The sequence below is a fragment of the Vibrio phycocola genome (assembly GCF_053850235.1).
Window position 1 is genome coordinate 1 of sequence record NZ_JBSQDJ010000022.1, and the last position, 26,983, is coordinate 26,983.

Annotated in this window: 26 protein-coding genes and 6 tRNA genes; 16 read left to right on the forward strand and 16 right to left on the reverse strand. The window is 40.4% G+C overall.

What is annotated here, in order from left to right:
- Position 1 precedes the first annotated feature (1 nt).
- A tRNA-Asn gene (locus ACWU4D_RS18920) sits at positions 2 to 77 on the forward strand.
- Between the two features lie 95 nt (positions 78 to 172).
- On the opposite strand, the gene ACWU4D_RS18925 is transcribed toward ACWU4D_RS18920, so the two are convergent.
- Positions 173 to 916, reverse strand: a complete 744-nt coding sequence (locus ACWU4D_RS18925; protein WP_456053007.1) for a hypothetical protein — start codon at positions 914 to 916, stop codon at positions 173 to 175.
- A gap of 151 nt (positions 917 to 1,067) precedes the next feature.
- Here ACWU4D_RS18925 and ACWU4D_RS18930 point away from each other — a divergent pair.
- From ACWU4D_RS18930 to ACWU4D_RS18950, 5 genes are all read left to right on the forward strand, one after another.
- A tRNA-Phe gene (locus tag ACWU4D_RS18930) sits at positions 1,068 to 1,143 on the forward strand.
- A 12-nt stretch (positions 1,144 to 1,155) separates the two neighbouring features.
- A tRNA-Thr gene (locus ACWU4D_RS18935) sits at positions 1,156 to 1,231 on the forward strand.
- Between the two features lie 27 nt (positions 1,232 to 1,258).
- Positions 1,259 to 1,334: transfer RNA gene (locus ACWU4D_RS18940), tRNA-Asn, on the forward strand.
- Between the two features lie 29 nt (positions 1,335 to 1,363).
- Positions 1,364 to 1,439, forward strand: a tRNA-Thr gene (locus tag ACWU4D_RS18945).
- Between the two features lie 27 nt (positions 1,440 to 1,466).
- Positions 1,467 to 1,542, forward strand: a tRNA-Asn gene (locus ACWU4D_RS18950).
- 65 nt (positions 1,543 to 1,607) lie between these two features.
- Here ACWU4D_RS18950 and djlA read toward each other — a convergent pair.
- Positions 1,608 to 2,462, reverse strand: a complete 855-nt coding sequence (gene djlA, locus ACWU4D_RS18955) for a co-chaperone DjlA (RefSeq protein WP_456053008.1) — start codon at positions 2,460 to 2,462, stop codon at positions 1,608 to 1,610.
- Positions 2,463 to 2,607: 145 nt separating this feature from the next.
- Here djlA and lptD point away from each other — a divergent pair, with 145 nt between their 5' ends.
- The 6 genes from lptD to ACWU4D_RS18985 are packed head-to-tail and all read left to right on the forward strand — an operon-like array spanning position 2,608 to position 9,301.
- Complete coding sequence (gene lptD / locus ACWU4D_RS18960) at positions 2,608 to 4,926, forward strand: LPS assembly protein LptD (protein WP_456053009.1); 2,319 nt, start codon at positions 2,608 to 2,610, stop codon at positions 4,924 to 4,926.
- Between the two features lie 33 nt (positions 4,927 to 4,959).
- Positions 4,960 to 6,252 (forward strand): peptidylprolyl isomerase SurA, encoded by a 1,293-nt coding sequence (gene surA / locus ACWU4D_RS18965; RefSeq protein WP_456053010.1) that lies wholly within the window; start codon positions 4,960 to 4,962, stop codon positions 6,250 to 6,252.
- Positions 6,242 to 7,234 carry a 4-hydroxythreonine-4-phosphate dehydrogenase PdxA gene (gene pdxA, locus ACWU4D_RS18970; protein WP_456053011.1) on the forward strand — a complete coding sequence of 331 codons (993 nt, stop codon included), beginning with the start codon at positions 6,242 to 6,244 and terminating at the stop codon, positions 7,232 to 7,234. The genes surA and pdxA overlap by 11 nt, the downstream gene beginning before the upstream one ends.
- A 12-nt stretch (positions 7,235 to 7,246) precedes the next feature.
- Positions 7,247 to 8,056 carry a 16S rRNA (adenine(1518)-N(6)/adenine(1519)-N(6))-dimethyltransferase RsmA gene (rsmA, locus tag ACWU4D_RS18975; protein WP_456053012.1) on the forward strand — a complete coding sequence of 270 codons (810 nt, stop codon included), beginning with the start codon at positions 7,247 to 7,249 and terminating at the stop codon, positions 8,054 to 8,056.
- A gap of 42 nt (positions 8,057 to 8,098) precedes the next feature.
- On the forward strand, positions 8,099 to 8,479 hold the full coding sequence (apaG, locus tag ACWU4D_RS18980; RefSeq protein WP_456053013.1) for a Co2+/Mg2+ efflux protein ApaG: 381 nt from the start codon (positions 8,099 to 8,101) through the stop codon (positions 8,477 to 8,479).
- Positions 8,480 to 8,491: 12 nt separating this feature from the next.
- On the forward strand, positions 8,492 to 9,301 hold the full coding sequence (locus ACWU4D_RS18985) for a symmetrical bis(5'-nucleosyl)-tetraphosphatase (protein WP_456053014.1): 810 nt from the start codon (positions 8,492 to 8,494) through the stop codon (positions 9,299 to 9,301).
- A 36-nt stretch (positions 9,302 to 9,337) separates the two neighbouring features.
- Here ACWU4D_RS18985 and folA read toward each other — a convergent pair whose 3' ends face one another.
- The 6 genes from folA to rplU all read right to left on the reverse strand — a co-directional run bounded on the left by folA (position 9,338) and on the right by rplU (position 13,204).
- The gene (folA, locus tag ACWU4D_RS18990) at positions 9,338 to 9,817 is read right to left on the reverse strand and encodes a type 3 dihydrofolate reductase (protein ID WP_456053015.1); all 480 of its coding nucleotides are present in this window, start codon (positions 9,815 to 9,817) and stop codon (positions 9,338 to 9,340) included.
- A 33-nt stretch (positions 9,818 to 9,850) separates the two neighbouring features.
- A complete protein-coding gene (locus ACWU4D_RS18995; RefSeq protein WP_456053016.1) occupies positions 9,851 to 10,324 on the reverse strand; it encodes a threonine/serine exporter family protein in 474 nt (157 codons plus the stop codon).
- A gap of 2 nt (positions 10,325 to 10,326) precedes the next feature.
- Positions 10,327 to 11,088: a threonine/serine ThrE exporter family protein gene (locus ACWU4D_RS19000; protein ID WP_456053017.1), complete on the reverse strand. Its 762-nt coding sequence runs from the start codon at positions 11,086 to 11,088 to the stop codon at positions 10,327 to 10,329.
- 141 nt (positions 11,089 to 11,229) lie between these two features.
- On the reverse strand, positions 11,230 to 12,411 hold the full coding sequence (gene cgtA, locus ACWU4D_RS19005) for an Obg family GTPase CgtA (RefSeq protein WP_456053018.1): 1,182 nt from the start codon (positions 12,409 to 12,411) through the stop codon (positions 11,230 to 11,232).
- 204 nt (positions 12,412 to 12,615) lie between these two features.
- A complete protein-coding gene (gene rpmA, locus ACWU4D_RS19010; protein WP_456053019.1) occupies positions 12,616 to 12,873 on the reverse strand; it encodes a 50S ribosomal protein L27 in 258 nt (85 codons plus the stop codon).
- Between the two features lie 19 nt (positions 12,874 to 12,892).
- On the reverse strand, positions 12,893 to 13,204 hold the full coding sequence (rplU, locus tag ACWU4D_RS19015) for a 50S ribosomal protein L21 (RefSeq protein WP_456053020.1): 312 nt from the start codon (positions 13,202 to 13,204) through the stop codon (positions 12,893 to 12,895).
- A gap of 268 nt (positions 13,205 to 13,472) precedes the next feature.
- Between rplU and ispB the strand changes: the two genes are divergently transcribed.
- On the forward strand, positions 13,473 to 14,444 hold the full coding sequence (ispB, locus tag ACWU4D_RS19020; RefSeq protein WP_456053021.1) for an octaprenyl diphosphate synthase: 972 nt from the start codon (positions 13,473 to 13,475) through the stop codon (positions 14,442 to 14,444).
- A 60-nt stretch (positions 14,445 to 14,504) separates the two neighbouring features.
- On the opposite strand, the gene mdh is transcribed toward ispB, so the two are convergent.
- Positions 14,505 to 15,440 (reverse strand): malate dehydrogenase, encoded by a 936-nt coding sequence (gene mdh, locus ACWU4D_RS19025; protein ID WP_456053022.1) that lies wholly within the window; start codon positions 15,438 to 15,440, stop codon positions 14,505 to 14,507.
- A 328-nt stretch (positions 15,441 to 15,768) separates the two neighbouring features.
- On the opposite strand from mdh, the gene argR reads away from it, so the two are divergent.
- Positions 15,769 to 16,239: a transcriptional regulator ArgR gene (gene argR / locus ACWU4D_RS19030; protein ID WP_456053047.1), complete on the forward strand. Its 471-nt coding sequence runs from the start codon at positions 15,769 to 15,771 to the stop codon at positions 16,237 to 16,239.
- 48 nt (positions 16,240 to 16,287) lie between these two features.
- Positions 16,288 to 17,256, forward strand: coding sequence for a TAXI family TRAP transporter solute-binding subunit (locus ACWU4D_RS19035; RefSeq protein WP_456053023.1), 969 nt, complete (start codon positions 16,288 to 16,290; stop codon positions 17,254 to 17,256).
- 54 nt (positions 17,257 to 17,310) lie between these two features.
- Here the strand turns inward: ACWU4D_RS19035 and ACWU4D_RS19040 are convergent, their stop codons facing one another.
- The 4 genes from ACWU4D_RS19040 to ACWU4D_RS19055 all read right to left on the reverse strand — a co-directional run bounded on the left by ACWU4D_RS19040 (position 17,311) and on the right by ACWU4D_RS19055 (position 22,822).
- A complete protein-coding gene (locus ACWU4D_RS19040; protein ID WP_456053024.1) occupies positions 17,311 to 18,117 on the reverse strand; it encodes a glycosyl hydrolase 2 galactose-binding domain-containing protein in 807 nt (268 codons plus the stop codon).
- Positions 18,118 to 18,296: 179 nt separating this feature from the next.
- A complete protein-coding gene (locus tag ACWU4D_RS19045; protein WP_456053025.1) occupies positions 18,297 to 19,418 on the reverse strand; it encodes a siderophore-interacting protein in 1,122 nt (373 codons plus the stop codon).
- 22 nt (positions 19,419 to 19,440) lie between these two features.
- Positions 19,441 to 20,631, reverse strand: coding sequence for an MFS transporter (locus tag ACWU4D_RS19050; RefSeq protein ID WP_456053026.1), 1,191 nt, complete (start codon positions 20,629 to 20,631; stop codon positions 19,441 to 19,443).
- Positions 20,632 to 20,683: 52 nt separating this feature from the next.
- Positions 20,684 to 22,822 carry a TonB-dependent siderophore receptor gene (locus ACWU4D_RS19055; protein ID WP_456053027.1) on the reverse strand — a complete coding sequence of 713 codons (2,139 nt, stop codon included), beginning with the start codon at positions 22,820 to 22,822 and terminating at the stop codon, positions 20,684 to 20,686.
- Positions 22,823 to 22,977: 155 nt separating this feature from the next.
- Here ACWU4D_RS19055 and ACWU4D_RS19060 point away from each other — a divergent pair, with 155 nt between their 5' ends.
- Positions 22,978 to 23,613 carry a TetR/AcrR family transcriptional regulator gene (locus tag ACWU4D_RS19060; protein ID WP_456053028.1) on the forward strand — a complete coding sequence of 212 codons (636 nt, stop codon included), beginning with the start codon at positions 22,978 to 22,980 and terminating at the stop codon, positions 23,611 to 23,613.
- A 122-nt stretch (positions 23,614 to 23,735) separates the two neighbouring features.
- Here ACWU4D_RS19060 and rraB read toward each other — a convergent pair whose 3' ends face one another.
- The 3 genes from rraB to glgC form a co-directional block, all read right to left on the reverse strand.
- Positions 23,736 to 24,149 (reverse strand): ribonuclease E inhibitor RraB, encoded by a 414-nt coding sequence (rraB, locus tag ACWU4D_RS19065; protein ID WP_456053029.1) that lies wholly within the window; start codon positions 24,147 to 24,149, stop codon positions 23,736 to 23,738.
- Between the two features lie 77 nt (positions 24,150 to 24,226).
- Positions 24,227 to 25,672 carry a metalloprotease TldD gene (gene tldD, locus ACWU4D_RS19070; protein WP_456053030.1) on the reverse strand — a complete coding sequence of 482 codons (1,446 nt, stop codon included), beginning with the start codon at positions 25,670 to 25,672 and terminating at the stop codon, positions 24,227 to 24,229.
- A gap of 40 nt (positions 25,673 to 25,712) precedes the next feature.
- Complete coding sequence (glgC, locus tag ACWU4D_RS19075) at positions 25,713 to 26,975, reverse strand: glucose-1-phosphate adenylyltransferase (protein ID WP_456053031.1); 1,263 nt, start codon at positions 26,973 to 26,975, stop codon at positions 25,713 to 25,715.
- Between the last annotated feature and the right edge of the window lie 8 nt (positions 26,976 to 26,983).

Sequence of the window (26,983 nt, forward strand, 5' to 3'; positions counted from 1 at the left end):
TTCCCCCTTAGTTCAGTTGGTAGAACGGCGGACTGTTAATCCGTATGTCGCAAGTTCAAGTCTTGCAGGGGGAGCCACATTAAAAAAGCCCAATCAACAGATTGGGCTTTTTGCCATCTAAAGCAATATATTAATTTCAGCGAATAGCTTCAATAATCCATCCCAACTCTTACTATAATCGAGCTTGAGTCAGTTTCATTTTATCTATCAACGTTTCAAAAACAGGCATGGCGCCAAAGAAATCATCCAATAAATAAAACTCTCCCGACTTCGACTCATATTTACCAATCACACGATGGTCTAACCTAAACACCAACCTGCAATCAGGGCCATCAGGCTCAACGGCAAATTCATCTTCAAGGTAATGACGATGTTCAATAGAAAAGCTTCGATCAAAAAAGTCTTTCAATTCATGAGCCGCTGGAGAGTGAAGCATTTCATCTGCAATCGTAGCCCCATTCACATCCGTCACTATTACACGGTATTCATCAACACTATATTTCATCATGTTGTACAAACGACGGCGTTGCTCTATTGTTGGTGGAGAAGCAACATGAACACGCCCTCTAGCCTCATATCGAAGTACCCCTGTTGTCACCAGTAAATTACTGATCGAAACATCGTCACAAGTTCCTTTCAATTCAGGAGGTAATAAATCGGCTATTTTTCGATGATACTGTTTTTTCTGAGGGATCGAACGCTGTAAATCCAATAATCGACCATCTTTTAAGATGTAACCTCCGTCTTTGGTGATTTCCGTCGTTCCAAAGTACTTTACTAGCTTTTCGATAATTTCTTTTTCTTTGGTGCTACTGAGCTTCACATGACTTACATTTTGATCGAACATAGTTTGCTCTCCCAACTCTATAGCGCAAATGGCACTAAAAAATACACCCTTCATCATTGCGGCTTTCATCTTTTAGGCTCTTTTACCAAAAAATAAACCGCAGATTTAACCCGATACACTCTTTAAATATAGTCGCTGCGTTCATAAATTCACCAAACAGTACTTTTTTTTATTTTTACTGTTGACGTAAACCAAGAAAAACTTTTAAATACACGCCGTTGCCCGGATAGCTCAGTCGGTAGAGCAGAGGATTGAAAATCCTCGTGTCGGTGGTTCGATTCCGCCTCCGGGCACCACTAATTTAGTGTGCCGACTTAGCTCAGTAGGTAGAGCAACTGACTTGTAATCAGTAGGTCACCAGTTCGACTCCGGTAGTCGGCACCATCTCTTCATTGGAAGAGCACAGTTTATTCCCCCTTAGTTCAGTTGGTAGAACGGCGGACTGTTAATCCGTATGTCGCAAGTTCAAGTCTTGCAGGGGGAGCCATTTTTCAGAGCCATTTGGCTTTGGTATGTGCCGACTTAGCTCAGTAGGCAGAGCAACTGACTTGTAATCAGTAGGTCACCAGTTCGATTCCGGTAGTCGGCACCATCTCTTCATTAGAAGAGCACAATTTATTCCCCCTTAGTTCAGTTGGTAGAACGGCGGACTGTTAATCCGTATGTCGCAAGTTCAAGTCTTGCAGGGGGAGCCACATTAAAAAAGCCCAATCAACAGATTGGGCTTTTTTTTACAAAAACGAACAGTGCAGCAACGGAACTATTTAAAGCCTTTCTCTTGCTTAATCAAGTCGTACGCTTTTTGAATTTCTTGAGACTTTTCCTTCGCGACAGTCATCATTTCAGGTGGTAAGCCTTTAGCCATCAACTTATCTGGGTGGTGTTCATTCATAAGCTTTCGGTAAGCGCGTTTGACTGCTTTACCATCGGCTTCAGCATCAACGCCAAGAATACTATAGGCATCTTTGAGTTGATCAGCACTCGAAGCTGGGCCACTCCATTGTCCAGAAGAGCCTTGCCCACCTTGGCCACCAGCAAAACCACCTTGATGTTGAAATCGAAACGCCGCTTCTTGCATTCGTAATCGTCGTTCAAGTTGCTCAGCGGAAAACCCTAACCCTCTTGCTATACGGTGCAATACCTCTCGCTCATTCGGGTGTAGGCTGCCATCAGCAAAGGCAGAGGATATTTGCAATTCAAGGAAGAATTGAATTAAATCATGACGTCCACCAGTAGACTGGCGCAACCCCTGAAGTACTTCATCTAACGGAAAGCTACTGGATTTCCCATCGCGAAATGCATCTTGAGCCATTTGACGTTGCTCTTCGTTGAGCTTCATCCGCTCCATCATCACGCTAGCAAGTTTAATTTCTTGCTGAGTCACTTGCCCTTTCGCCTTAGCAACATGTCCCATAACCGAAAAAGCAGCTTTAAAGAACTCTTCCTGACGCTCTACTTGGCTTCTTGAACCACCAAATGAACCAGAAGAAAAGCTAAAATTGCCTCTCGCTTTCGCTTTATCGAACTGATGACCAATATAAAAGCCAACAATAGCACCAAAGGTTCCGAGCAAAGAACCAAACAAAGTGCCTAAAATTTTCCCTACAACTTGCATTATTTAATCTCAATATATGAATTTTTTAGGAGTTAAGCAGTCAATTAGTGCCGACGAGCTAAATTTCCATTATCATTAGGAACCTTTTCGCTTATAGCGACGTCTTATCATTCCAATCAGATATAAAACAGGACCTTTACATTTAATGGCTCGTCAATCTCGATTTTCTTTTTCATTGTACACCGGCTTAGCACTTGTATTTTCGCAAGGCGTTGCTGCTGATGAGGTAATAAATGATAAAAAACCTCAAGTCCAATTCGACCAATGTAAAATCAACGAGCAAGATACCGAGAATTCAGACTCACAGACTATCAATGTGGAAGCCGATAATCTAGAGGTCGTGGAAGGTAAAAATGCTAAATACACTGGCGATGTAGTTGTCACTCAAGGATTAAATAGCATTGTGGCCGACTCAGTTACTGTCGACCAATCTAGCAATATCGTCACCGCTGAAGGCAATGTTAACTTCTCCAATGGTGAAATTAAAACGATTTCCGACAAAGCAACCAATGATTTAAATAGTGAAGAGATAGTCATTGAGCAAACTCAGTACTCTTTTCTATGTGAATCAGGACGTGGTGAAGCAGCCTACATCAAAAAAACAGGACAAGCATTATATAGGATTGAAGACGGGTCTATTACTTCATGCCCTGAAGGTGACAACGCTTGGCGGCTAACAGCTTCGAGTATCGACATTGATCAAAACGAAGATGAAGCAACCTTCTACAATCCTGTTTTACAAGTACTCGATGTGCCTGTTTTCTATCTACCTTATTTAACGGTTCCTATTGGAGATACTCGAAAAACTGGCTTTTTGTATCCATTGATTTCGTACGATACGATCAATGGTGTTGAAATAACCATCCCGGTGTATTGGAATCTAGCTCCAAATTACGACTTGGAGACTGAATTTAAATATATGGAAAATCGAGGTACCCAATTTAATGGGAAATTCCGTTATTTAACATCAGCATTCGGTAAAGGAGCATTAGAATATGAGTATCTAAATGAAGATGCTCTAAATACCGAATATGGTGAACGCTGGGGCTTCCAATATACCCACTCAGGTATATTCAATAACAATTGGAAACTCTCCGCGGACTATTCAGAAGTTAGTGACATTAGCTACTTTTCTGATTTCGACTCAGATTTAGGAACTCGCTCCGATGGGCAATTAGTTCAAGAAGCCTCTCTAAGCTATCGTGATACCAACTGGGATGCCACGCTATTGGTACGTGATTTTCAACTTCTTCTTGATGATGACAGCGATACTCAACCATATAGAATGATGCCACAGCTGGCGTTTAACTATTATAAACCTGATATATTACCGTACGTTAATTTTGACACCATAAGCCATATTACCAATTTCAAGACCGATGAAAGTGGAAAACCTTCCGCAATCAGAGTGCATGTCGAACCTGGCTTAACCGTACCGCTAAGCACCCCTTGGGGCACGCTAACAACAGAAGCTCGCTTACTTTCAAGTTATTATGATCAAGATCTCGATGGTGTGTCTTCTGACGACTATGAAGAAACGGTTGTGAGGACATTGCCACAGTTTCGCTCTCATTTAGGTTTAGTGCTAGAGCGTGAAACCACCTTACTCGACGGTTACACACAAACGTTGGAGCCGCAATTCCAATATCTCTATATACCGCATCGCGATCAATCAGCCATTTATTCTGAATACGATACGACCTTACTGCAAACCGATTATTATGGCTTATTCCGCTCTCGCCGCTATAGCAGCGTTGATTATATAGCAGAAGCTAATCAAATCAGTTTCGGGGCGAGTAATCGCTTTTATGACGAGAATAATAAAGAAAGAATGAATATTTCTTTTGGTCAAATATTATACCTCGATGGTGCATCTAACGATGGTAACAATAATAGCTATTCTGCGTGGGCACTCGAATCTGACTTTAACTATGCCGATAATCTGTTTTTCCATGGTTCTCTTCAATACGATGTGACATCGAGTAACATCCAGCTTGGAAATACCTCAATTGAATATCAATTTAATAAAGGAACCATTCAAGGAAACTATCGCTATGTCTCTCTAGACTATATTGAAGATACCGTTGGAGAAACCCTCACAGTTGATGAATTAACCGAAGAAGGTATTTCTCAAGCAGGACTCTATCTGACTTATAAACTATCAGACCGATGGAATACAAAATCTCAATATTATTATGATTTGACGACAGATAAGACATTAGAATGGCAATCGACATTAACTTACCATTCAGATTGCTGGTACATCGGTTTTACTTTTAGTCGAGAACTAACGGGTTGGTCTCCGAATTTTCAGTCTTACCCAGATGCCGATGCTGAATACGAAAATAACTACGGCATTAATTTTGGTATTGTTGGATTTGGCACCAATGGAGTGACAGGTTCATCATACTCTACGGGTTCTAGTTCAATTGGTTACACTAGACCATTCTTTTTGAATAATTGATCACTTACTTGCTCGATATAATTAGGAATCTCAATGAAATTCTGTAAATACCTCATCGTTTCGCTATTGGCATTCAATCATGCAGCCACCGTTGCGGCGCCGATTGAATTAGATCGAATTTCGGTCATTGTTAATAATCAGTCGATACTCAAGAGCGACATCGACAATGCTATCAAACTGGTTAAAGTGAACGCACAATCAGAAGCTCAATCCTTGCCAGCTGACAGCGTGCTCGAACAACAAGTAATCGACAAGTTAATTAGTGACTCGTTACAAAAGCAAGAAGCCGATAGAATCGGAGTCAAAATTGATGATTCGCGCCTCAATCTAGCACTTGAAAATATTGCCAAGAACAATAATCAGTCTATCGATCAACTCATCGCTTCCATTAATGATGCTGGTGTTTCCTACGAAGCGTATCGAGATGGTATTCGCAATGAAGTTGCCGCATCAGAAGCGCGTAATGCCTTAGTTCGTCGAAGAATCAATATTCTTCCCGCCGAGGTTGACTCTCTTTCTGATATGTTGTCACAAAAAACTTCAGCAACAACTCAATACAAAATAAGCCATATCTTATTACGCCCAGAGAGCGAGCAAGATTTTAGCGATGCCGAAGCATTGGCAAAAAATATCCTCAAGCAATTAGACTCTGGCACGAGCTTTGAAACTCTTGCACTCACTTATTCAAAAGGCCCAAAAGCACTCAATGGCGGCGAATGGGATTGGATGAGAAAAGAAGAGATGCCGACGATTTTTGCTGACCAGATTAAGGTTCAAGGAAAAAACGCTATCATTGGCCCATTCCGCAGTGGTGTTGGTGTTCATATCCTTAAGGTTAAAGATGTACAAGGACTTGAAACAGTCGCAGTGACTGAAATTAATAGCCGACATATTTTAATCAAGCCATCAATCATTCTAAGCGATGAGGGTGCCCAGCAAGAGCTCCACCGTATTCGTGGTGATATCATGTCTGGCAAAAGTACCTTCGCTCAAATGGCTGCTCAATATAGCCAAGATCCAGGTTCAGCAGCAAAACAAGGTGAGTTGGGGTATCAAACATCAAGTATTTTTGTACCTGAATTCAAACATAAGATCGAAACATTAGCCGTTGGCAAAATTAGCGAGCCCTTTAAGACTGTTCACGGTTGGCATATCGTTGAAGTCTTAGGACATCGCCAAGTAGATCGAACCGATTCCGCACTTAAAAATAAAGCGTATCAGATTTTATTTAATCGCAAATTTAACGAAGAGTCAGAAGCTTGGATACAAGAGCTGAAGGCAAGTGCGTTTATTGAAGTGGTTGAAGGCCAAGAAGATGACAGTTAAAAGAATCATTGTTACCGCGGGAGAACCTGCTGGGATTGGTCCTGACTTGGTTCTCGCGTTATCTCAGGAAAACTGGGCACACCAAATCGTCGTTTGCGCTGATCGCGATATGCTTGCCCAGCGGGCGGCTGTACTTGGGATCACTGTAGATCTAGTTGACTATCATGCTTCAATACCTGTTACGCAACAAACTGCCGGGACTTTGTTGATTGAACACATTCCGCTTGCAACCCCTTGTTCTGTTGGGTTACTAGATGAAACCAATGGTCAGTATGTTTTGCGCACTCTAGAGCGGGCAGCACAAGGCTGTCTACAAGGCGAATTTGATGCTGTAGTCACAGGACCGGTACATAAAGGTGTCATCAATCGAGCAGGTGTTCAATTTAGTGGGCATACTGAATTTTTTGCTGAGCAGTCTAATACACCACTTGTGGTTATGATGCTTGCAACGGAAGGATTACGAGTTGCATTAGCCACCACTCATTTACCCTTAAACAAAGTATCCCAAGCTATAACACCAAAGTTATTAGAAGAGATTATTCATATTTTACACGCTGATCTCGTTAATAAATTTGGTATCAAACAGCCCAATATTTATGTGTGTGGACTAAACCCACATGCAGGTGAAGATGGTGTTTTAGGAAGCGAAGAGATCGATACAATTCAACCGGTCCTAAATACACTGCGTCAACAACACGGTTACCAGTTAATTGGTCCCTTGCCAGCTGATACTATTTTTAATCCTAAGTACTTGGAACAAGCCGATGCCGTGCTGGGTATGTATCATGACCAAGTATTACCCGTACTCAAATACAAAGGGTTTGGTCAATCGGTGAACATCACACTTGGCCTGCCCTTTATTCGAACATCGGTGGATCATGGGACAGCTCTCGACCTTGCAGGCAGCGGGAAAGCGGATACCGGAAGCTTTAAAACCGCATTACAATATGCTATTGATTTAGTCGATAGCAAAGCACAATAATTTGGAACTAAAATGAGAAATGATGTCCACCAAGGGCACAAAGCACGTAAACGCTTTGGTCAAAACTTTTTAAACGATCCCTATATTATCGATGGAATCGTTTCAGCAATTAATCCACAACCAGGGGAAAATATTGTTGAAATAGGCCCTGGATTAGGTGCATTGACTGAACCCGTTGCAAAACAAGTCGATAAGTTAACCGTCGTTGAATTGGATAGAGATCTTGCTGAGCGCCTACGCCAGCACCCAGACCTCAAAGATAAATTGATTATCAACGAAGGTGATGCGATGAAGTTTGACTTCAACCTTTTGGTGAAGCCAAATAACAGGCTAAGAATTTTTGGTAACTTGCCTTATAACATTTCAACGCCCTTGATGTTCCATTTATTTGAGTTCCATAAAGATGTGCAAGATATGCACTTTATGTTGCAAAAAGAAGTCGTCAATCGTCTTTGTGCAGGACCAGGAACAAAAGCTTATGGACGTTTAACCGTCATGGCCCAGTACTACTGTAAAGTCGTTCCTGTGCTAGAGGTACCACCGAGTGCATTTGTGCCACCGCCTAAGGTCGATTCAGCAGTGGTTCGCTTAGTTCCTTATGAAACTCTGCCTTACCCTGCAACAAACCTTAACTGGCTTGAAAGAGTATGCCGTGAAGGGTTTAACCAACGCCGTAAAACTGTAAGGAACTGCTTTAAAGGGTTAATTTCTGCTGAAACACTAGAGGAACTCGGTGTCAATACATCACTTCGACCAGAAAACCTCACTTTGCAACAGTTCGTTGCCATGGCAAACTGGTTAGATGCCAATCACAAACATTAATTAAGTGGAGGTAAACACCTCCCTTTTCGTTTTGAGGATATGATGCCTAACTCAATCCCATGCATAAAGATTCAAGTACGCACTAAATATATTGAAGAGCAATCTCAACCCGAGAAAAGCCGATATGTCTTTGCGTATATGATCACAATTAGAAATCTAAGCTCACAAGAAGTACAACTCCTGAGTCGTCGTTGGTTAATTACCGATGCAGATGGAAAGCAAATCAGTGTTGAAGGTGAAGGTGTTGTTGGAGAGAAGCCCATTATTAGCGCTCACGATGACTATAGCTATACCAGTGGAACAGTGATTGAAACTCCTGTAGGTGCGATGCAAGGTCACTACATTATGATCGATGAAGCTGGGGATGAGTTTACCGTTGCTATCGAACCTTTTCGACTTTCTATTCCTAATATCCTGAATTAATGGAGCAAGTCATTGGCTAATTACATTGTTGGCGATATTCAAGGTTGCTTTGATGAATTGGAACGCCTACTTGATCGCGTCGACTTCTCCCCCAGTTCAGATACGTTATGGCTTGCCGGTGACTTAGTCGCTAGAGGACCAAAATCACTAGAAACCCTAGAATTAGTTATGTCTCTTGGTTCCTCAGCTAAAACGGTGTTAGGGAATCACGATCTTCATCTACTTGCACTCATTCTTGGGCTCTATAAAGCACGTAAGAAAGATAAAACAGCCTCTATTATTCACTCTCCAAAGCGAGACAAGTTTGCGGAATGGATTCGCTTTCAGCCGCTGTTACTTGAGCACCCTAATTTTATTCTCACTCATGCGGGAATATCGCCACAATGGGATATACCGACAGCAAAAACGGCCGCAAAAGAAGTGGAATCGATTTTACAAAGTGAGCGATGGGCGTGGTTGATAGAGGGGATGTATGCCGATGAACCTTCCTTATGGCGAGAAGATTTAGAGGGTATTGAACGCTATCGCTACATAATTAATGCCTTTACCCGGATGCGGTACTGTTTCCCAAATGGCTCACTCGATATGGATTGTAAACTACCACCAAAGGATTTGGAGAAAAGTACTTTAGTACCTTGGTTCACATGGGAAAAGCGAATTCAGCTACCAAAAACTCTGCTATTTGGTCATTGGGCTGCATTAGAGGGTTATCAAGGGACCGATGTCATCGGGCTCGACACAGGCTGCGTCTGGGGAGGTGAACTCACGATGCTTGAATGGGAAACCCAACGCTATATAACTCAACCTGCGTTAACTCAATAGCGTTGCTAGGTAAACCTTAAATTAGCCTTCTTTGCATCACTTTTCGAGTATAACGAAATCCATGGCGTAACTGTTTTTCTCGTCAACAGAGTAATACTCACGAGACAACTCTTTCCACTCACTCCCCCACTCTGGAAATTGAGTATCACCAGAAATATCGGCATCGATAAATGTAAGGTACAGTTTCGATGCAAGAGGAAGGCAAGAGGCGTAAATACTCCCACCACCGATAATCATAACTTCCGGTTCATCGGCAAGTAAGGTTAACGCTTCATCAATCGATGCAACGACACTCACCCCTTCAATATCCAACGTCGAATTACGACTAATAACGATATTTTTTCTACCAGGTAAAGGTCGCCCAATTGAATCGAAGGTTTTACGCCCCATCACAATCGGCTTTCCCATGGTGCAACGTTTAAACCAAGCGAAATCGGCGGGAAGATGCCATGGCATCGAGTTGTCTTTACCAATAACGCGTTGTTTCGCCATTGCGGCTATCATACTAATAATCATAATAAAATTGACTCACTTGCTTTACAACATAGGTTAAACAATTGGCTTACGACGATAATACAGCAAGCCTGGTACCGCAAGGCCGATTGCTAACCCAGCAACAATAAACATCGCTTTGAGAAAGTTTTCCATTAATACCGACATTAATTCAGGAGAGAACCCTACATGGTTAATTTCCACCATCGCAATCATCGCTTTATAGGTGTAAACACCAGGCACCATTGGAATCAACGCCGCAACCGTAAACACCTTCGGATGAGCTAATACTTTATGAGACCAATGAACACCAATCGTTCCAACAGTTGTCGCCGCAAAAAAGGTTGCCCATTCAATTGGCATTCCATAGTGCATGAGAAGGTAACGAGTGCCATGCCCAATAGCCCCACCTAATGCACAGTACTTTAACGCATGAGGGGGAACATTAAATACCAAGGCAAATCCTACTGCAGGAATTGATGCAAAGAACATGTCATCAATCAAACCAAGCAATAATTCGATAAAACTCACTTCTACCATCTCCATACCCCCGTCACAAACATCGCTGCGACAATGCCTAAACATGTAGCCCACGTCAGCAGTGTTGCCATCATAAAGCGAGCAATCCCAGTATTCAGATATCCCTTCAACATATCAGCAACCGAATTAATCAGAGGAAAACCGGGAACAAGCATTAAAACAGAACAAGCCATAACGAGTGATGGTTTATTCCCCAATTGATAAATAACCGCCTGAGCAGAAATCAGAGAAGTAACAAAAGCAGTCGCGCAGAAGTTGAGGAGTGGATTGAAATGACGGTGACCTATTTCCAAACGCACACACATACCTGCAGCAGATGCGACAAATGTCGCAAGAAAGATGATCCAATCGCCTCCAGCCAAGTGCGCAAATGAACCACAAGAAAGACCGATCATTAATATCACGATCCAGCGATCATAACGCTTAGGGCTAATACTATCGAGTTTTGCTTGAGCCATTGAAAGATCAAGAATGCCTTTTTCCAACATGATACAAATCCGTTGAATATTGATCACTACGGTCATATTAATTCCACGATCTTGGCAACGGCGAGCGGTTGTAATGCAGTGTTCATCGGTTACGGTTGTAACCACGAGGGAGTTTGCAGTAAGCGCAACTTCGACTTCATCCATATGCAGTGCCAATCCTATGCGCTGCATAATTCCAGCAACTAAAGTACTTTCTGCACCATGTGCTAATAACATTTGGCCCGACTGAGCAATCAAACGAGAAACTTCTCGTTGTTTGGTGGTCATTATTTCATTCCTAACGAAAGCTTAATAAAAGGTAAATTGAGGTAATTTCGTGCTTCAGTGTGCCTGAAGTCACCAACGGAAAAAATGACCTCGATGAAAAAAGCCGCAATTAATATTGCGGCCCAATTATTTTATGGCTAACTATTCGCGAACATAGATAACATGACCGTCATCTTCATCATCGTCATCCCAATCATCATCAAGATCATCCCAGCCTTCTTCGGTAATGACATTTTGGCCCGTCATCGCATCTTTATGGTAATCGTCCCACATAAATTCAACTTTTTCACTTTCCTCAGGGGCCGCCATTTCTTTTGGTAATGACTCCATAAAGTCAGCAAGTTCCCGACAAAGATCACTCGTGCCTTGTTTATTAACTGCAGAGACTTTGAAGTACTCGCCTTTCCAATCCAGTGCTGTGAGAATAGATTGAATGATCTCTTCAGCCTCATCTTCCAACATCAGATCAACTTTATTAAAGACGAGCCAACGAGGTTTCTCCGAAACTTTCTCGCTATATTGTTCAAGCTCTTCAATGATCACTTTTGCATTCTCAACTGGATCACTTTGATCCGCTGGCATAATATCGATCATATGTAACAGAACTCGACAACGCTCTAAGTGTTTAAGGAAGCGAACACCTAAACCAACTCCATCAGAAGCACCTTCGATCAAACCAGGAATATCGGCAACAACAAAACTCTTACCAGGAACAACACTGACAACCCCCAAACTAGGGATCAGAGTCGTAAACGGATAATCGGCGACTTTCGGCTTGGCCGCAGAAACCGCGCGAATGAAAGTGGATTTACCCGCATTAGGCAAACCAAGCATTCCAACATCAGCTAATAGAAGAAGCTCAAGGCGCAGCTCTCGCACTTCACCTTTCGTTCCCATAGTTTTTTGACGAGGAGCGCGGTTTACTGAGGATTTAAATCGAGTATTTCCAAGTCCATGCCAGCCGCCTTTTGCAACCATCATTTTCTTACCATGCTCGGTAACTTCACTCACAACCTCATTGGTGTGAATATCGATAGCTCTCGTACCAACAGGAACCTTTAACGTAATGTCTTTACCACGTTTTCCTGTACAGTTGCCACCGCTACCATTTTTTCCACGCTCAGCGGTATAAAAACGCTGAAACCGATAATCAATCAGTGTATTAAGGTTCTCATCGGCTTCGATATATACATCACCACCATCACCACCATCACCACCGTCGGGGCCACCTTTGGTAACAAATTTCTCACGCCAAAAGCTAACGATTCCATTACCACCATCGCCTGCTTCGACTTTGATTACCGCTTCATCAACGAATTTCATTTTTTACTCCGCAATAAGTGCGTTGCCAAAACCATCACTTAAGTTCCTAGTCTAGCAGATCTTACCATATTGGCTGTTTGCTGCTATCTATAGATCAAATGATCCGCCTTAGGTAACACACCTAAGTTCCTACTTTTATTTTTAATATACAAATAAAAAACCCCACCGAAACGGCAGGGCTTTTAAATTCAGATTGAAGCTAAATTATTCAGCTTCGATACTAACGAATTTACGGTTCTTAGGACCTTTAACTTCAAATTTCACTTTACCGTCAGATAATGCGAAAAGTGTATGGTCTTTACCAATACCTACGTTATTGCCTGCATGGAATTTAGTTCCACGTTGACGAACAATGATGTTACCTGATAATACAGATTCACCACCAAAACGCTTAACGCCTAGGCGTTTGCTTTCTGAATCGCGGCCGTTACGAGTAGAACCACCAGCTTTTTTGTGTGCCATTGTTGGACTCTCCTAATAATTACGCGTTGATACCAGTAATTTTCACTTCTGTGAACCACTGACGATGACCTTGTTGCTTGCGAGAATGCTTACGACGACGGAATTTAACGATTTTAATTTTATCGCCACGTCCGTGTTGTACTACTTCTGCAGTAACTTTGCCGCCCTCTACTAGAGGAGCGCCAACTTGGATGTCTTCACCGTTAGCAACAAGTAAAACAGAATCGAATTCTACAGTTGCACCAGTTTCTACGTCTAATTTCTCTAAACGAAGGGTTTGACCTTCGCTAACTCGGTGTTGTTTACCACCAGATTGGAAAACAGCGTACATATTTTACTCCGCTTTTTCCGCACAGCCGTTAGCCTGTTTATGGCATATAGGGTGTACGCTAAACTAATCATAATAGGGCGCAGATTCTACGTGAATGAGTACCTTATGACAAGCCATATTTGAAAAAAAATGGCGAAAATATTATCGCCCTATAAAAGTGCTCGGATCATGCCCTTAAGTCATATGTTTATCAACGTTTTATAGTGTATTATTGAACAATTCTTAGGATTAGAAGTCCTTATAAGCATTGATACTAGCCGGATTTACCATGGATTTTAAAGCTATCCAAGCACTAACTGCCGATGATATGGCAAAAGTGAATGAAACGATTCTTAAGCAACTCAATTCCGATGTCTCTTTAATAAACCAATTAGGATTTTATATTGTAAGTGGTGGTGGGAAACGAATTCGGCCACTAATTGCGATTTTGTCGGCTCGCTCTCTAGGATATGAGGGAAATGATCATACGACGGCATCTGCCTTTATTGAATTTATTCATACGGCCACACTTTTACATGATGATGTTGTCGATGAATCCGATATGCGTCGCGGTAAAGCAACGGCAAACGCAGCGTTTGGAAATGCAGCAAGCGTATTAGTCGGAGATTTTATCTATACTCGTTCATTTCAAATGATGACTCAGATTGGATCATTAAAGATCCTCGAGCTAATGAGCAATGCCGTCAATGTGATAGCAGAAGGTGAAGTATTACAATTGATGAATTGTAATGATCCTGACACCACTGAAGAAAGCTATATGCAGGTTATCTACTCTAAAACAGCTCGACTGTTTGAAGCCGCAACACAGGTTGGAGCGATCCTTTGCGATGCCCCTGCTGAAGTGGAAAGTGCTCTGCAAGATTATGGTCGCTATTTGGGTACTGCTTTTCAGCTTATTGACGATGTTATGGACTACACCTCAGACGGTGATGAGATGGGTAAGAATGTTGGTGATGACTTAGCCGAAGGAAAACCTACTCTTCCATTACTTTATGCGATGCATAATGGTAACGAGCAACAATGCGAAATGATTCGAGAAGCAATAGAAAAAGCGAACGGTATGGAACGCTTAACCGAGATTCTTCAAGCGATGGAAGAAACCGGGGCATTAGAATATACCCGTCAGAAAGCGATGGAAGAAGCCGATAAAGCCATTGCGTCTCTATCTATCATTCCAGACAGTGAATACAAACAAGCCTTGATATCACTCTCGCATCTCGCGGTTAATCGGAATAAGTAATCTAAAGTGATACAAACAAAAAAGCTGGCTTTAAGCCAGCTTTTTCATTTAACGCTGTGTTTATTTTACGAAATCGACACCGATCTGAATATCACCGCGTAAAGTATCTAGCATGCTCTCCAATGCATTTTGTTCAAATGCACTTAGCTCACCATAACTCAACACTTCTTCAATGCCATTTTTACCCAATTTAATTGGCTGAGCAAAGAATGGGGCTAATCCACCATCGCTTTCCACATAAGCACATTCAACGATGTTCTCTTCACCAGAAAGAGCTTTCACGAGAGATAAACCAAACCGGCATGCCGCTTGTCCCATTGAAAGAGTCGCACTACCGCCACCCGCTTTAGCTTCAACAACTTCTGTACCAGCATTCTGAATACGATGCGTCAATGCGGCAACTTCTTCATCACTAAATTCAACACCTTCAACTTGAGATAGTAAAGGTAGGATCGTTACTCCTGAGTGACCACCAATAACAGGGACATTCAACGATAATGGATCTTTGCCTTTTAGTTCTGCGACAAAAGTTTCTGAACGAATAACATCAAGTGTCGTGATACCAAAAAGTTTGTTCTTATTGTAAACACCCGCTTTTTTTAGAACTTCCGCAGCAATAGGAACTGTCGTGTTAACTGGGTTTGTGATAATCCCAACACAAGCAGTAGGACAAACTGCCGCAATTTTTTCAGCTAAGCTGCGTACGATTCCAGCGTTAACATTAAATAGATCCGCACGATCCATTCCTGGCTTACGAGCAACACCTGCCGAAATAAGAACAACTTCGGCACCTTCTAGCGCAGGAGTTGGGTCTTCGCCACAATAACCTTTAATTGATACAGGTGTTGGGATGTGACTAAGATCGCAGGCAACACCAGGAGTAACTGGTGCAATATCATATAAAGCAAGATCTGATCCTGCTGGTAAATTATTCTTGAGTAATAATGCAAGGGCTTGGCCGATACCACCAGCGGCGCCAATAACAGCAACTTTCATAGGGCATTTCTCCATGAGATTTTATTATAATGTGGTACAGAACACTCAAAGTGCAACCCAAAGACGTTATATTAATTACAAACTGATTACAATAAATTAACTTCATGTTTGAGACATCTCTCATAAGTAAATCTCCATCTACTTTTCCACTCACAAGTCATTATAAATTCCTATTGAAAACAGAGCGTTGTACATAGCAAGTTATCATTAAAAATACATAGATTTTTAAAGGAATAGTCTATAGAACGACAATAGCTTGGTGTCTACTGCATAATTATGCGAAAATATGCACTAGAATAGTCATTCTCAATAAAGATAGCCCTAAGTGATGAAAAATATGGATAAACAAGACAATCTAGTCCGTGCGTTTAAGGCGCTTTTAAAGGAAGAACGTTTCGGTTCACAAAGCGATATCGTTGAAGCTCTGCGCGTCGAAGGTTTTGAAAATATAAACCAATCTAAAGTGTCGCGAATGTTAACTAAGTTCGGAGCGGTTCGAACTCGCAATGCAAAAATGGAAATGGTGTATTGCTTACCAGCAGAACTGGGTATGCCAACTGTTTCCAGTTCATTGCGTGAGCTAGTTTTAGACATAGATTTTAATGAAGCATTGGTCGTTATTCATACCAGCCCAGCGGCAGCACAACTTATCGCTCGCCTTCTTGATTCTTTAGGAAAATCAGAAGGCATTCTTGGTGTTGTTGCGGGAGATGATACGGTGTTTATTACTCCAACATCAGGCATATCAACAGAAACCCTTTTTAATGCAATTTGTGATTTATTTGAATATGCAGGTTAGCCTGACTATTCTTCTCATATAAGACGTACCATAGAGGAGTGCTGAGTTATGGCACGATTAATTGGGTTGTATGCAATTGCAACATTGTCTCTTATTCTCTCCCATTCAGCCTGGAGTGATACACGTTTTATCACGATTGGAACAGGGTCTGAAACGGGCGTTTATTACCCTAGCGGTAGTGCCTTGTGTCAAATAGTTAATCAAGAAAGAGGTCAACACAACCTTCTCTGCTCCATCGAAGCTACTGGTGGTTCCATCTACAACGTGAACACACTAAGAAGGGAGCAGTTTGACTTCGCTATTGTGCAATCTGACTGGCAATATCATGGTATTCAAGGAAGTGGACCGTTTACACAACGTGGTGCTTTCAAAGAAATGCGAAGTGTTTTTTCACTCTACACTGAACCATTTAATATTATCGCGCATCCAGATAATGACATTCAAAGCGTACAAGACCTGTTCCAAAAGCGTGTCAACATTGGTAATTCAGGCTCTGGTGATAGAGCCACAATGGAATTCGTAATGGATGCTTTTGGTTGGAATAAAGAGAGTTTTCAACTTGCTTCCGAGCTAACAGGAGCAAAACGCTCACAAGCCTTATGTGAAGATAAATTAGATGCATACATTTATATGGTTGGACACCCTAGCTCTTCGATTCAAGAAGCAATCACATCCTGTGACGCTAAAATAGTGCCAGCAACAGGACAAGAAATTGAACGCATTGTTGCCGAACACCCTTATTACACAACCACCACTATTGCTCCCAATACATATCGAGGGCAAACTACGCCAATCCAAAGCTTTGGTGTTGCCGCAACATTGATCACAAGAAGTAATATTTCCGAAGAGGTTGTTTATAAACTGGTGAAAGCCATTTTCGAAAATTTTGAGCAATTCAAAAACAGTCACCCTGCTCTCGCAACATTAGAAAAACAGCATATGATTAAAGATAGCTTATCCGCACCTCTTCATTCTGGAGCCGTGCGGTATTATCGTGAGATTGGGATAATGAAGTAACAACGATATGAACGCGGTAAGTCACATCATGAAAAACATTTCAGTATGTTGTTCTTATCGCTCTATCGAGAAATGGCTCACGCATAAGCCATGGCTTAACCCAATTAGGCATTCATAATTTTGTTCATCGAGTTCAATTGCCAGAAGATAAAGATCATCTTGGTGTGGATCATTAACATCATAGTACCTAGGAGCATCAACCTGAAAAATAGCGCGAACAGAGTTCTGCCGCACGTCGATCGGTAATGTATAGGTTAAACCGTTAAACTTTATGTTTGCAGCCACTAGCCCTGGAGATAAAAGATCAAAATAAAGATTAACGATCACTTCACAGCCGCCACCATGATGCCAAACTTGTTCAGTTGAAATATGATTGAGTCGTACATGATTGATCAACTGTAAGTAAGGTTCTTTCCAAATCCCCATCCGTTGATCGTGAATTGTTTTTTTCGTTGAAGTAAGTAAGCATAGCTCATCGATATCTTCTTCAAGTAATAAGCTTTCTTCTTCCTCAAGAAAGAGAATCTCAAATCGATTTCGGCCTAGCTGAAGCAAAGAGCGAATATCCTTTCGATAGCTATCTTTTGAATTATCACAATCAAAAATAGCAACACCATTGAGACGAACCTCGGCGTAATAATCAACACCCTCAATAACCAAATCAATACCAGGGTATCGCAGAAATGCCTCGTCCACTTCAATATCGTGCATCAAGTGCCATTCTTGCTCTGTAATTTCTGATTCTGTTAACTCTTGAGGTAAAACCTGACTAAAAGGCGCAGGAAATACAATGTCATCCTGAGGTAATGATAGATCAGTTAATGGAGATAATTGCCAATAGCCTGAGAGAGAGAATTTCATGCATTTATTGTCTTAGATCAATTTTTCACATTATATGCACAGGATCGATAGAAAAGGAAAATAAAAAACCAACTGTGACAGTTGGTTTCTACTAAAGAAAGGATGTTTAAATACTAAATGTTACTTCTCTTATAACCATAACTAAATTGACTATAAAAGAGACACTAATCTATATAAAGCTATGATTTTCTAGATTTCAGATCCCAGTACGCTTTTATATGGTTATTCTTTCCATTAATTAAACGTTCATTACGAAGGTAATGACGGACTTGTTTGGCTGACGAGGACTCTAAAGCCCCCCAAACAACATCAATACTCCCTAAAGTTTTTAGTATTTCAAGAGCTTTATCGCCTTGTTGACTTGGATGACAAATAACTCGATAAACTAGAGATCCAGGAGGAAAGCTCTCTTTAACAAAGTAACCCTGCTCTTCTTTGTTAGCACTGACCAAAATGATCATTGGTGGGATTGGATTTACCCACTGTTCAAGAATACCTGCTAGTGAAGAGTAGCCAGCTTCATCAACAATCATAAACGCTTGACCACTTATTAGGTGAGGGTGGTTGTCAGGTGTTTTAGAACGACTAAAAATCACATCACCAACACATAACCTATCTACCCACAAGCTACCAAGTGATTCACCGTGCGTATACACATCTATCTCACCTCTATCACAAAACAGTACAGCGCTATCACTCTTCCACGATTTTCTTAAAGTATAAAGTCGCACATTTTTATATGTACTATAGATAAGTTTTTCTCGGTTTTCTCTAGAAAGGCGTTTAATTAACCAAACAAAAATTTTATCAGAAAAATTCTTAAACCAATGTTTTTTTTCCCTTTCAATCTCATTGTATGAGACTTTTTTTTTCATTATCTTCAAAGCAAAACCATAAGTATAACCTGGGTAGTACTCTGGTAATGGCATCTCACTAGCTACTGTTAGACGAACTATATTTTTAGTGATACGTCTACTTTCTAATATTTCAAAAAATTGCTTTCTCGTCCCTGAAAATTCTTTTCCTAAATTTACAAAGCTAACGTATGCCAGATAAAGTATTCTATCTTCTAAATGCCCATCAATTTCAAAAGGTATAAATCCTATTTTTTTTTCATTATTTAATTTAAATGAAATTTGTATACCTTCTTCAAATATATCAGATACTATTGCATATTCAATATATACATTTTCAAAATAATTAATGGCAATAATTAATATTTCATCGAGATGATCTTGGTTAATATGATCAATAATATCCAACTTATGATCAACGTCAATGATAGATGTGTGTGTGTTCATGATTTTGGTTTCTTATTTAAGATTAAAATGAGTCAATATTATTATTTTTATAAACAACAAATAAAGCACCTATTGTTGCCAAAATACTTATAAACAAAACTCCTGAATAACCAATTTTTTCAGCTATCATTAGCGCTAAACTCGAGCTAATTAGCCCTAATGTAGATGTAATGGTATATTGTAAAGTGTAATCAGTACCTGCCTTTGTAGATTCTGATTTATCCATCATAACAGTTGAAAGTACCGTGGCTCCTGCACCGAAAGATAAAAACATCAAGCAAATACCAAAATAAACAAATAGATTATTCTCTATACCCGCAGAAATCGGTATTAAGCTTATACTAGAAATCAGTGTTGATATTTTGCAGAAAAGCATTGTCTGCTTTCGACCAACCCATCCAACTAAAAGACCTGCACTTAATGCTCCTATCATCGCTAATAAAGAGCCTAATATCCCGATAACAAATCCAATATGTTTTAATGACCACCCAATATCAACTAAGAGTGGCGAGACGATTGCACTCGTTATTGATGTACCAACTTGAAACGTTAACAGTACTCCAACCCAACTAAGTGAATTTACTCGTTTAAAAAAAAGGAATATATCTTTATATCTCACATTGAGATGTATTTTATTTTGTGGATGAAATGGTTCATTGTATCTCGATATGAAAACTAGAGGTATAAATGTTGCTAGAGCGAGTATATAGAGACTTATTTCCCATCCTAACCAGTCATATGCTATTAATAACCCACCACCACCAAGTAATATACCGATACTTCCACCCGAAATTTGTATACTATTTCCTATTCCTCTTTCTTCAGGTTTCAATATATTTATAGCTAAAGCATCAGAAGCAATATCTTGAGTAGCAGAGAAAAGTGAAAAAAAACAAAAAACAATTAAAAGGATGCTAAATTTTGAGTTCAAGTTTAGAGATGAAGATAAAAACAAAGATGATATCATTAATATTTGCATTGTTATTATCCAACCTTTGTAATGACTCATTCCTAATATACTAAACCGATCAATTATTGGTGACCATAATAATTTTAAAGACCAAAAAACACCTATTAAATGAATCATGCTAATATCAGTCAGATCGGAACCATTCTCTCGCATAATTGTAGGTATACCCTGAGTTATAAAACTAAGGCCTAAAAATTGAGTAATATACAACCCAAAAAGCAATATTTTTTTATTATCATACATATTTTATTTTTCACTAAATGTAAACAAAGAACAATTAACAATATATTATTTACTAATAACTATATTTCAAACCAAATAAAAATTCTCGACGGTCACCATATTGACAATATATATCATAACTACAACTTGTATAATATTCCTCATCAAACAAGTTTGACACATTGAAAGTTAATTCTGTATTTTTTAAAGAAGAATTAAACTCAACAAGATCATAACGAAGGGCAAGATCAGAAACTTTATAGGATGGAGAGATAATTGTATTCAGGTCATCACCATAACTTTTTGACACGTATCGAATACCACCCCCGATATTCAAACCTGAGAATAAACCTGAAGAAACATGGTAACTAGCCCAAATTGATGCGAATTTTTCAGGGACTGCTTGAGGCTGTTTTCCGATAATAGCTGGGTCAGATGACTCACTTACCTTCGTATCAAGCCAAGTAATAGAGGAAATAAGCTCAAAGTTATCAGATACGCTTCCGCGAGCTTCCAATTCAACACCTTGTGAAGTAATTTGCCCATCTTGCACGTAGAAGCTTGGGTTATCACTAGGTGTTAGAGTATTATTTTGTTCGATATCAAATGCCGAAGCAGTGATTAACAAAGGAACGTCATTTGGCTGATATTTGACTCCAAATTCATATTGACGTGCAGTAGTTGGGATAAATGAACTTCCATCTTCCCCAACACCAATTGTTGATTCAAAAGAAGTTGAATAGCTAACATAAGGAGCAATGCCATTATCAAATAGATATACTAGTCCAGCTCGATAGCTAAATTCTTCATCTTCCTGTTTACTAGTTGTTTTATTAAGATTGTTTTCGGTCTTAAGACTTGCCCAATCATGACGTAAACCTAACGTTAATCTGAATCTATCAATCTCTATCTGATCTTGTAAATACAGACCTAGTTGCTCTAAAGTTTGACGACTATCAATATATGTAACGAATGGACTACTGGATTGATTATAGATTGGGTCTAAGACATTTAATGACGGCATTGCCGCATAAGAATACTTCCAATCAGCAACATTTCTCTGATAATCAACTCCTACCAATAAATTGTGCCACAGCTTACCTGTTGTAAAGTCAGTCAATAGATAATTGTCAGTAGAAACACCATGAGCTATTTCATCAGACTGAACTGCTGCTCGTGGTAATAAACCTTCTGATGTTACTGCTCCTGTAAGTTGCACTCCGGTAAAATCAACTTTTACTTTTGCATAACGCAGTGTCGAATAAACTGATAAGTTATCTAGTTGCTTGGAAAATTGGTAACCAATGCCTATTTGTTCTCGCTCAAAATCATCAACATAGGGATCTCCCACATTTAGTTCCGAATCAAAGGCGCTTTTATATTCATCAAGTGTTACATCCTGTGCAAGTGTTGAGTTAAAGTATCCTCCTTCTGGATCATTAATATAAAAGCTATTAATTGTGAGGCTGGTATCAGTATCAGGAGACCATGTAAGAGATGGAGCGATCGCTAAACGGTCTTCCTCTACATTCTCGAAGCGCGTATCTGACGAACGTCCAAGCATCGATATTGAATACTGAAAATCACCTTGATCATCTATCGATCCTCGACTTGCAATACCAATCTGAGTTCTATTATGACTCCCATACTCAGCTCGGAATTCATTATAGCTTTCATTAGTGGGTTGACGACTGATTTGATTGACAAGACCACCGGGATTAACTTGACCATAGAGTACTGACGATGGGCCTTTTAATACCTCTATCCGTTCAAGTAAAAAAGGATCTATCGAAAATTGGGCAAATGCCGAACCACGAGGTAATTTCAGCCCATCCATGTAACTGGCAACAACTGTACTCGTACCAAATCCCCCAAAACCACGCATAAATGTACTGTCGTTACGGGATGTAGATTCCACATCAGATAAGACGCCTGCAGAATAGCGTAAAGCTTGACTAACTGTTTGCGAGTTTTGATTATTCATTTGCCCGCGTGTAACGGTTATAAGGGACTGAGGAACTTCAAGAGAAGAAGTCGCTGCTTTCGTGCCACTAGTAGATATATTTTCAAAATATCTACCTTCTGTTATTACAATAGTTTCAATTGCAGTATTGTCGTTTTCAACGTCTTCTTGTGCTTTAGCGAAAGGGATCAATATCGTTAACCCACTCATTATTGAAAAGCTAAGTACCCTTGAGTTAAATTTTCTCATAATATCCTCCTAATTCAGTTAATATTGGTGATGATTACAACCAATAAAACCATACGGGACCGTCCCGTCCCTATTAATACTAATGATAATTATTATCATGTGCAAGTAAGAACTGACAATTTATAGATATGAGCTAAAGATAACTAGGACTAAAAATGCATAAAAATCAACAATACACTTATTCACCAAAGCCAAACGACAAAATATGGGATAAAATTCTCGATTCAGCATCAGGCTTTTTTGCCGAGCGCGGATATGCTGCTACATCTATTGAACAAATAATCGCTCAATGCGGTATAGGTAAAGACACATTCTATCGTCGATTCAACTCTAAGCTAGCTCTGTTCGAAGCGGTGACGATGCGTGAGCGTCACATGGTAGAAATGCGTTTTGATGAATTTATCAAGGAAGATGAAGGTTCATCATTTGACAAATTAGAAAGATTTCTAAGGTGGTTACTTGACATAAATCTTGAACCTAATTTAATTGCTTATAAGCGTATTGCTTTTACTGAAGCAAGCATTATCGGCAAAGCAGTACAAGAAGCGCCAAATTCTTTAACCGATTACCTTATTGAACTCGTAAAAGAACTCCAATCCGAAAATGTGATTCGTGAAATCGATCCTCATGAAGTTGCCATGTATTGTATAAACACTCTTGTTTTACCTCCAGTGATGTCTGCAATGCTAGGTGATGAAATAGTTAAGCTCGCTACTTGGAGGGATGACTACTTTCATCGCACGTGGCCTAACATTCTCTGGGGGGTTTCTCATACCCCTACTCCACATTAATTTAGCAGCAATACCAGCCTTTAATGAAGAGGAAATAAAATACCCGACAGATCTATATAAAAAAGGAAAATAAAAAAACCAACTGCGACAGTTGGTTTTAGTAAACATCAATTCGGGTTTATTTACTCTTCATCATCGTCTTCTTCAGGATAGAGTGCATCTTCGCCTTCATAATACGTTCCCCATCCGTCATAGATAATGTCGAATTTTTCCGCTAAGTCGATCAATTTAGAAACTTGTTCATCGATTGCTTCTGGATCAAGTGTTGATTCAACAGTCGCATCAAAACAAAACAATTGATTTCCATCTTCGTCTTCAGTCTCTTCTGCTTCTTGAACCTCAAATCCCATTTTAAAAGCTTCTATTGCTGCTTTTTCAAGTTTTTCGAAGCTTTCTGCGAAAAGGTGATGCTCAATATCATAGAGTGAATCAGCTTCGCTACCATCCTCAAGCAACGCTTGAATAATTTCGCGAGTTTCTTCTTTATGGATTTCAATCAGATCGTGTACTGATACATATTCATCGTTTTGAGACATTCTTCAGGCTCCAGACTAAGCTAAATGACAAGGTGCAATTTTTGTGGCGCAACTATCGCACGGAATACTTGAAAATACTACTCTGTTCCACCAACAGTAAGCGCATCAAGTTTTAGTGTCGGTTGCCCAACCCCAACTGGAACGCTCTGTCCGGCTTTCCCACACACACCAACACCTCTATCGATCGCCAAATCATTCCCTACCATGGAAACTTGCTGCATCGCTTCAATTCCTGAACCAATTAATGTCGCTCCCTTAATTGGGGCTGTGATTTTACCATCTTCGATTAAATACGCTTCCGATGCTGAAAATACAAATTTACCTGAAGTAATATCAACTTGCCCACCACCAAAGTTTGGCGCATAAACACCTTTCTTCACAGTAGAGATAATCTCCTCTGGCGAGTGTTCTCCTGGTAACATATAAGTATTGGTCATTCGTGGCATTGGTAAATGCGCATAGGACTCACGTCGACCATTTCCAGTCGGTGCCACTCCCATTAAGCGAGCATTCAACTTATCTTGAATATAACCTTTCAAAACACCATTTTCGATCAAGGTGTTATATTGACCATTGACTCCTTCATCATCGATATTTAAAGAGCCACGTAAATCTTTTAGAGTGCCATCATCCACGATAGTACAAAGCTTAGATGTCACTTGTTGGCCTACTTTTCCAGAGAAAACCGACGTCTCTTTTCGATTAAAGTCCCCTTCCAATCCATGCCCTACCGCTTCATGAAGCAGAACGCCAGGCCAGCCAGCCCCTAAAACTACTGGCATTGTACCTGCAGGAGCCGCAATAGCTTCTAGATTAACCAGTGCTTGGCGAACCGCCTCATCAGCAAATTGAAAAGCAATTTTTTGTCCTTGTTCATCACTCAGGAAGTAGTCGTAAGAAAAACGACCACCACCACCAGCACTACCTCGTTCACGACGATCGCCTCGCTGTGCTAGTACGCTAATAGACAAGCGAACAAGTGGGCGAATATCGCCCGCATAGGTGCCATCCGTTGCAGCCACTAAGACTTGTTCATATACTCCAGATAGGCTAACAGAGACTTCTTGAATCAAAGGCTCTTTCGCCCGAATGTAGGCGTCTAATTCTTGAAGTAATCGGCTTTTTTGCTCTTTCTCCCATGACTCTAGAGGATTAGTTGCTTGGTAATAAGCCTGATTATCATGTTTTACAAATGCCTTAACTTGTGCGTTTTTCCCCTGCTGAGCGATCCCGCGAGCCGCAATAGCGCTTTGTTTTAGTGAATCAAGCGTAATCTGATCTGAATAGGCAAAGCCTGTTTTCTCACCAGTAACCGCTCGAATACCGACGCCTTTGTCGATATTAAACGAACCATCTTTAATAATACCGTCTTCAAGTACGAGAGATTCATGCCAGCTCGATTGAAAATAGATATCCGCGTAGTCAACGTCTCGACTAACAATACTTGATAGTGTCCCAGCAATATCTTGTTCAGTTAACCCAGTTGGATTCAATAAGGCTTGCTCTATACGTGTAACGGTCATAATTTGTTCTTCTTCATTTAATTACATTTTAGCTAAAAGGTCAGGTGTTCAGTGCCTTAAGCATCTCTTTAGTGACCAGAGTAACGCCCTTCTCCGTAACACGGAAGCCGAGATCTTTATCTTTAGCATGATCGTAACCAATTTCCATCCCTTCTGGAATAGTACAATCACTATCAACAATCACTTTCTTCAGTTTAGCGCCTTCACCAACATCACAGCCAGGTAACAAAACTGATTGCTCAATAATACTGCGAGAATGGGTATGAACACGAGAGTACAACAAAGAATTACTAATGTGGGAGCCCGAAACAATACAACCACCAGAAACTGTAGAGTCTACAGCCATACCGCGACGATCATCATCGTTAAAGATAAATTTGGCAGATGGAACCATTTCTTGGAAGGTCCAGATTGGCCAATCCCTATCGTACAAGTTTAAAGCTGGAGTAGGCGAAACAAGTTCCATATTGGCTTCCCAAAAAGAGTCCAATGTTCCGACATCACGCCAGTACGGCTGTTCACCAGTCTCAGGATCTTTGAATGCATGAGCGTACACGTTGTGCTGTTCGATAATTGAAGGAATGATATCATTGCCAAAATCATGGCTGGAATTCGAATTATCCCCATCTCTTTCTAGCTGTTCAAATAAGAATTCTGTCGTAAATACATAGTTCCCCATCGATGCTAAACATTTATCAGGGTTACCTGGAATTGGATTCGGCTCAGCAGGCTTCTCATCAAACGCAACCACCTGTCCACTTTCATTGGCTGTCATGACACCAAATGCGCCAGCCGCTTCCTCAATATCACACTCCAAACAACATACGGTCATATCAGCACCATTTGAAACGTGCTCAGCAATCATCAAACCATAGTCCATTCGATACACATGATCGCCAGATAGAATAAGTACGTATTTCGGATTTTCTGCGCGAAGAATATCAAGATTCTGACGGACAGCATCAGCCGTCCCAACATACCAATCATCCCCCATACGCTGAGACGCAGGCAAAACATCAACAAACTCTGAAGTATCAGCTTTAAAGTGTCCCCAACCACGCTGAATATGACGAATTAATGAGTGAGATTTGTATTGTGTAGCAACACCAATACGGCGAATGCCAGAGTTAATACAATTCGAAAGTGGGAAGTCAACAATACGGTATTTACCGCCAAAATAAACAGCGGGTTTTGCACGCCAATCTGTCAATTCATGTAAGCGACTACCTCGACCACCGGCCAATACCAATGCGTACGTTTCTTTGGTGAGGTTACTAATAAAACGATCTGTAGTTTGAACCATATGATTTC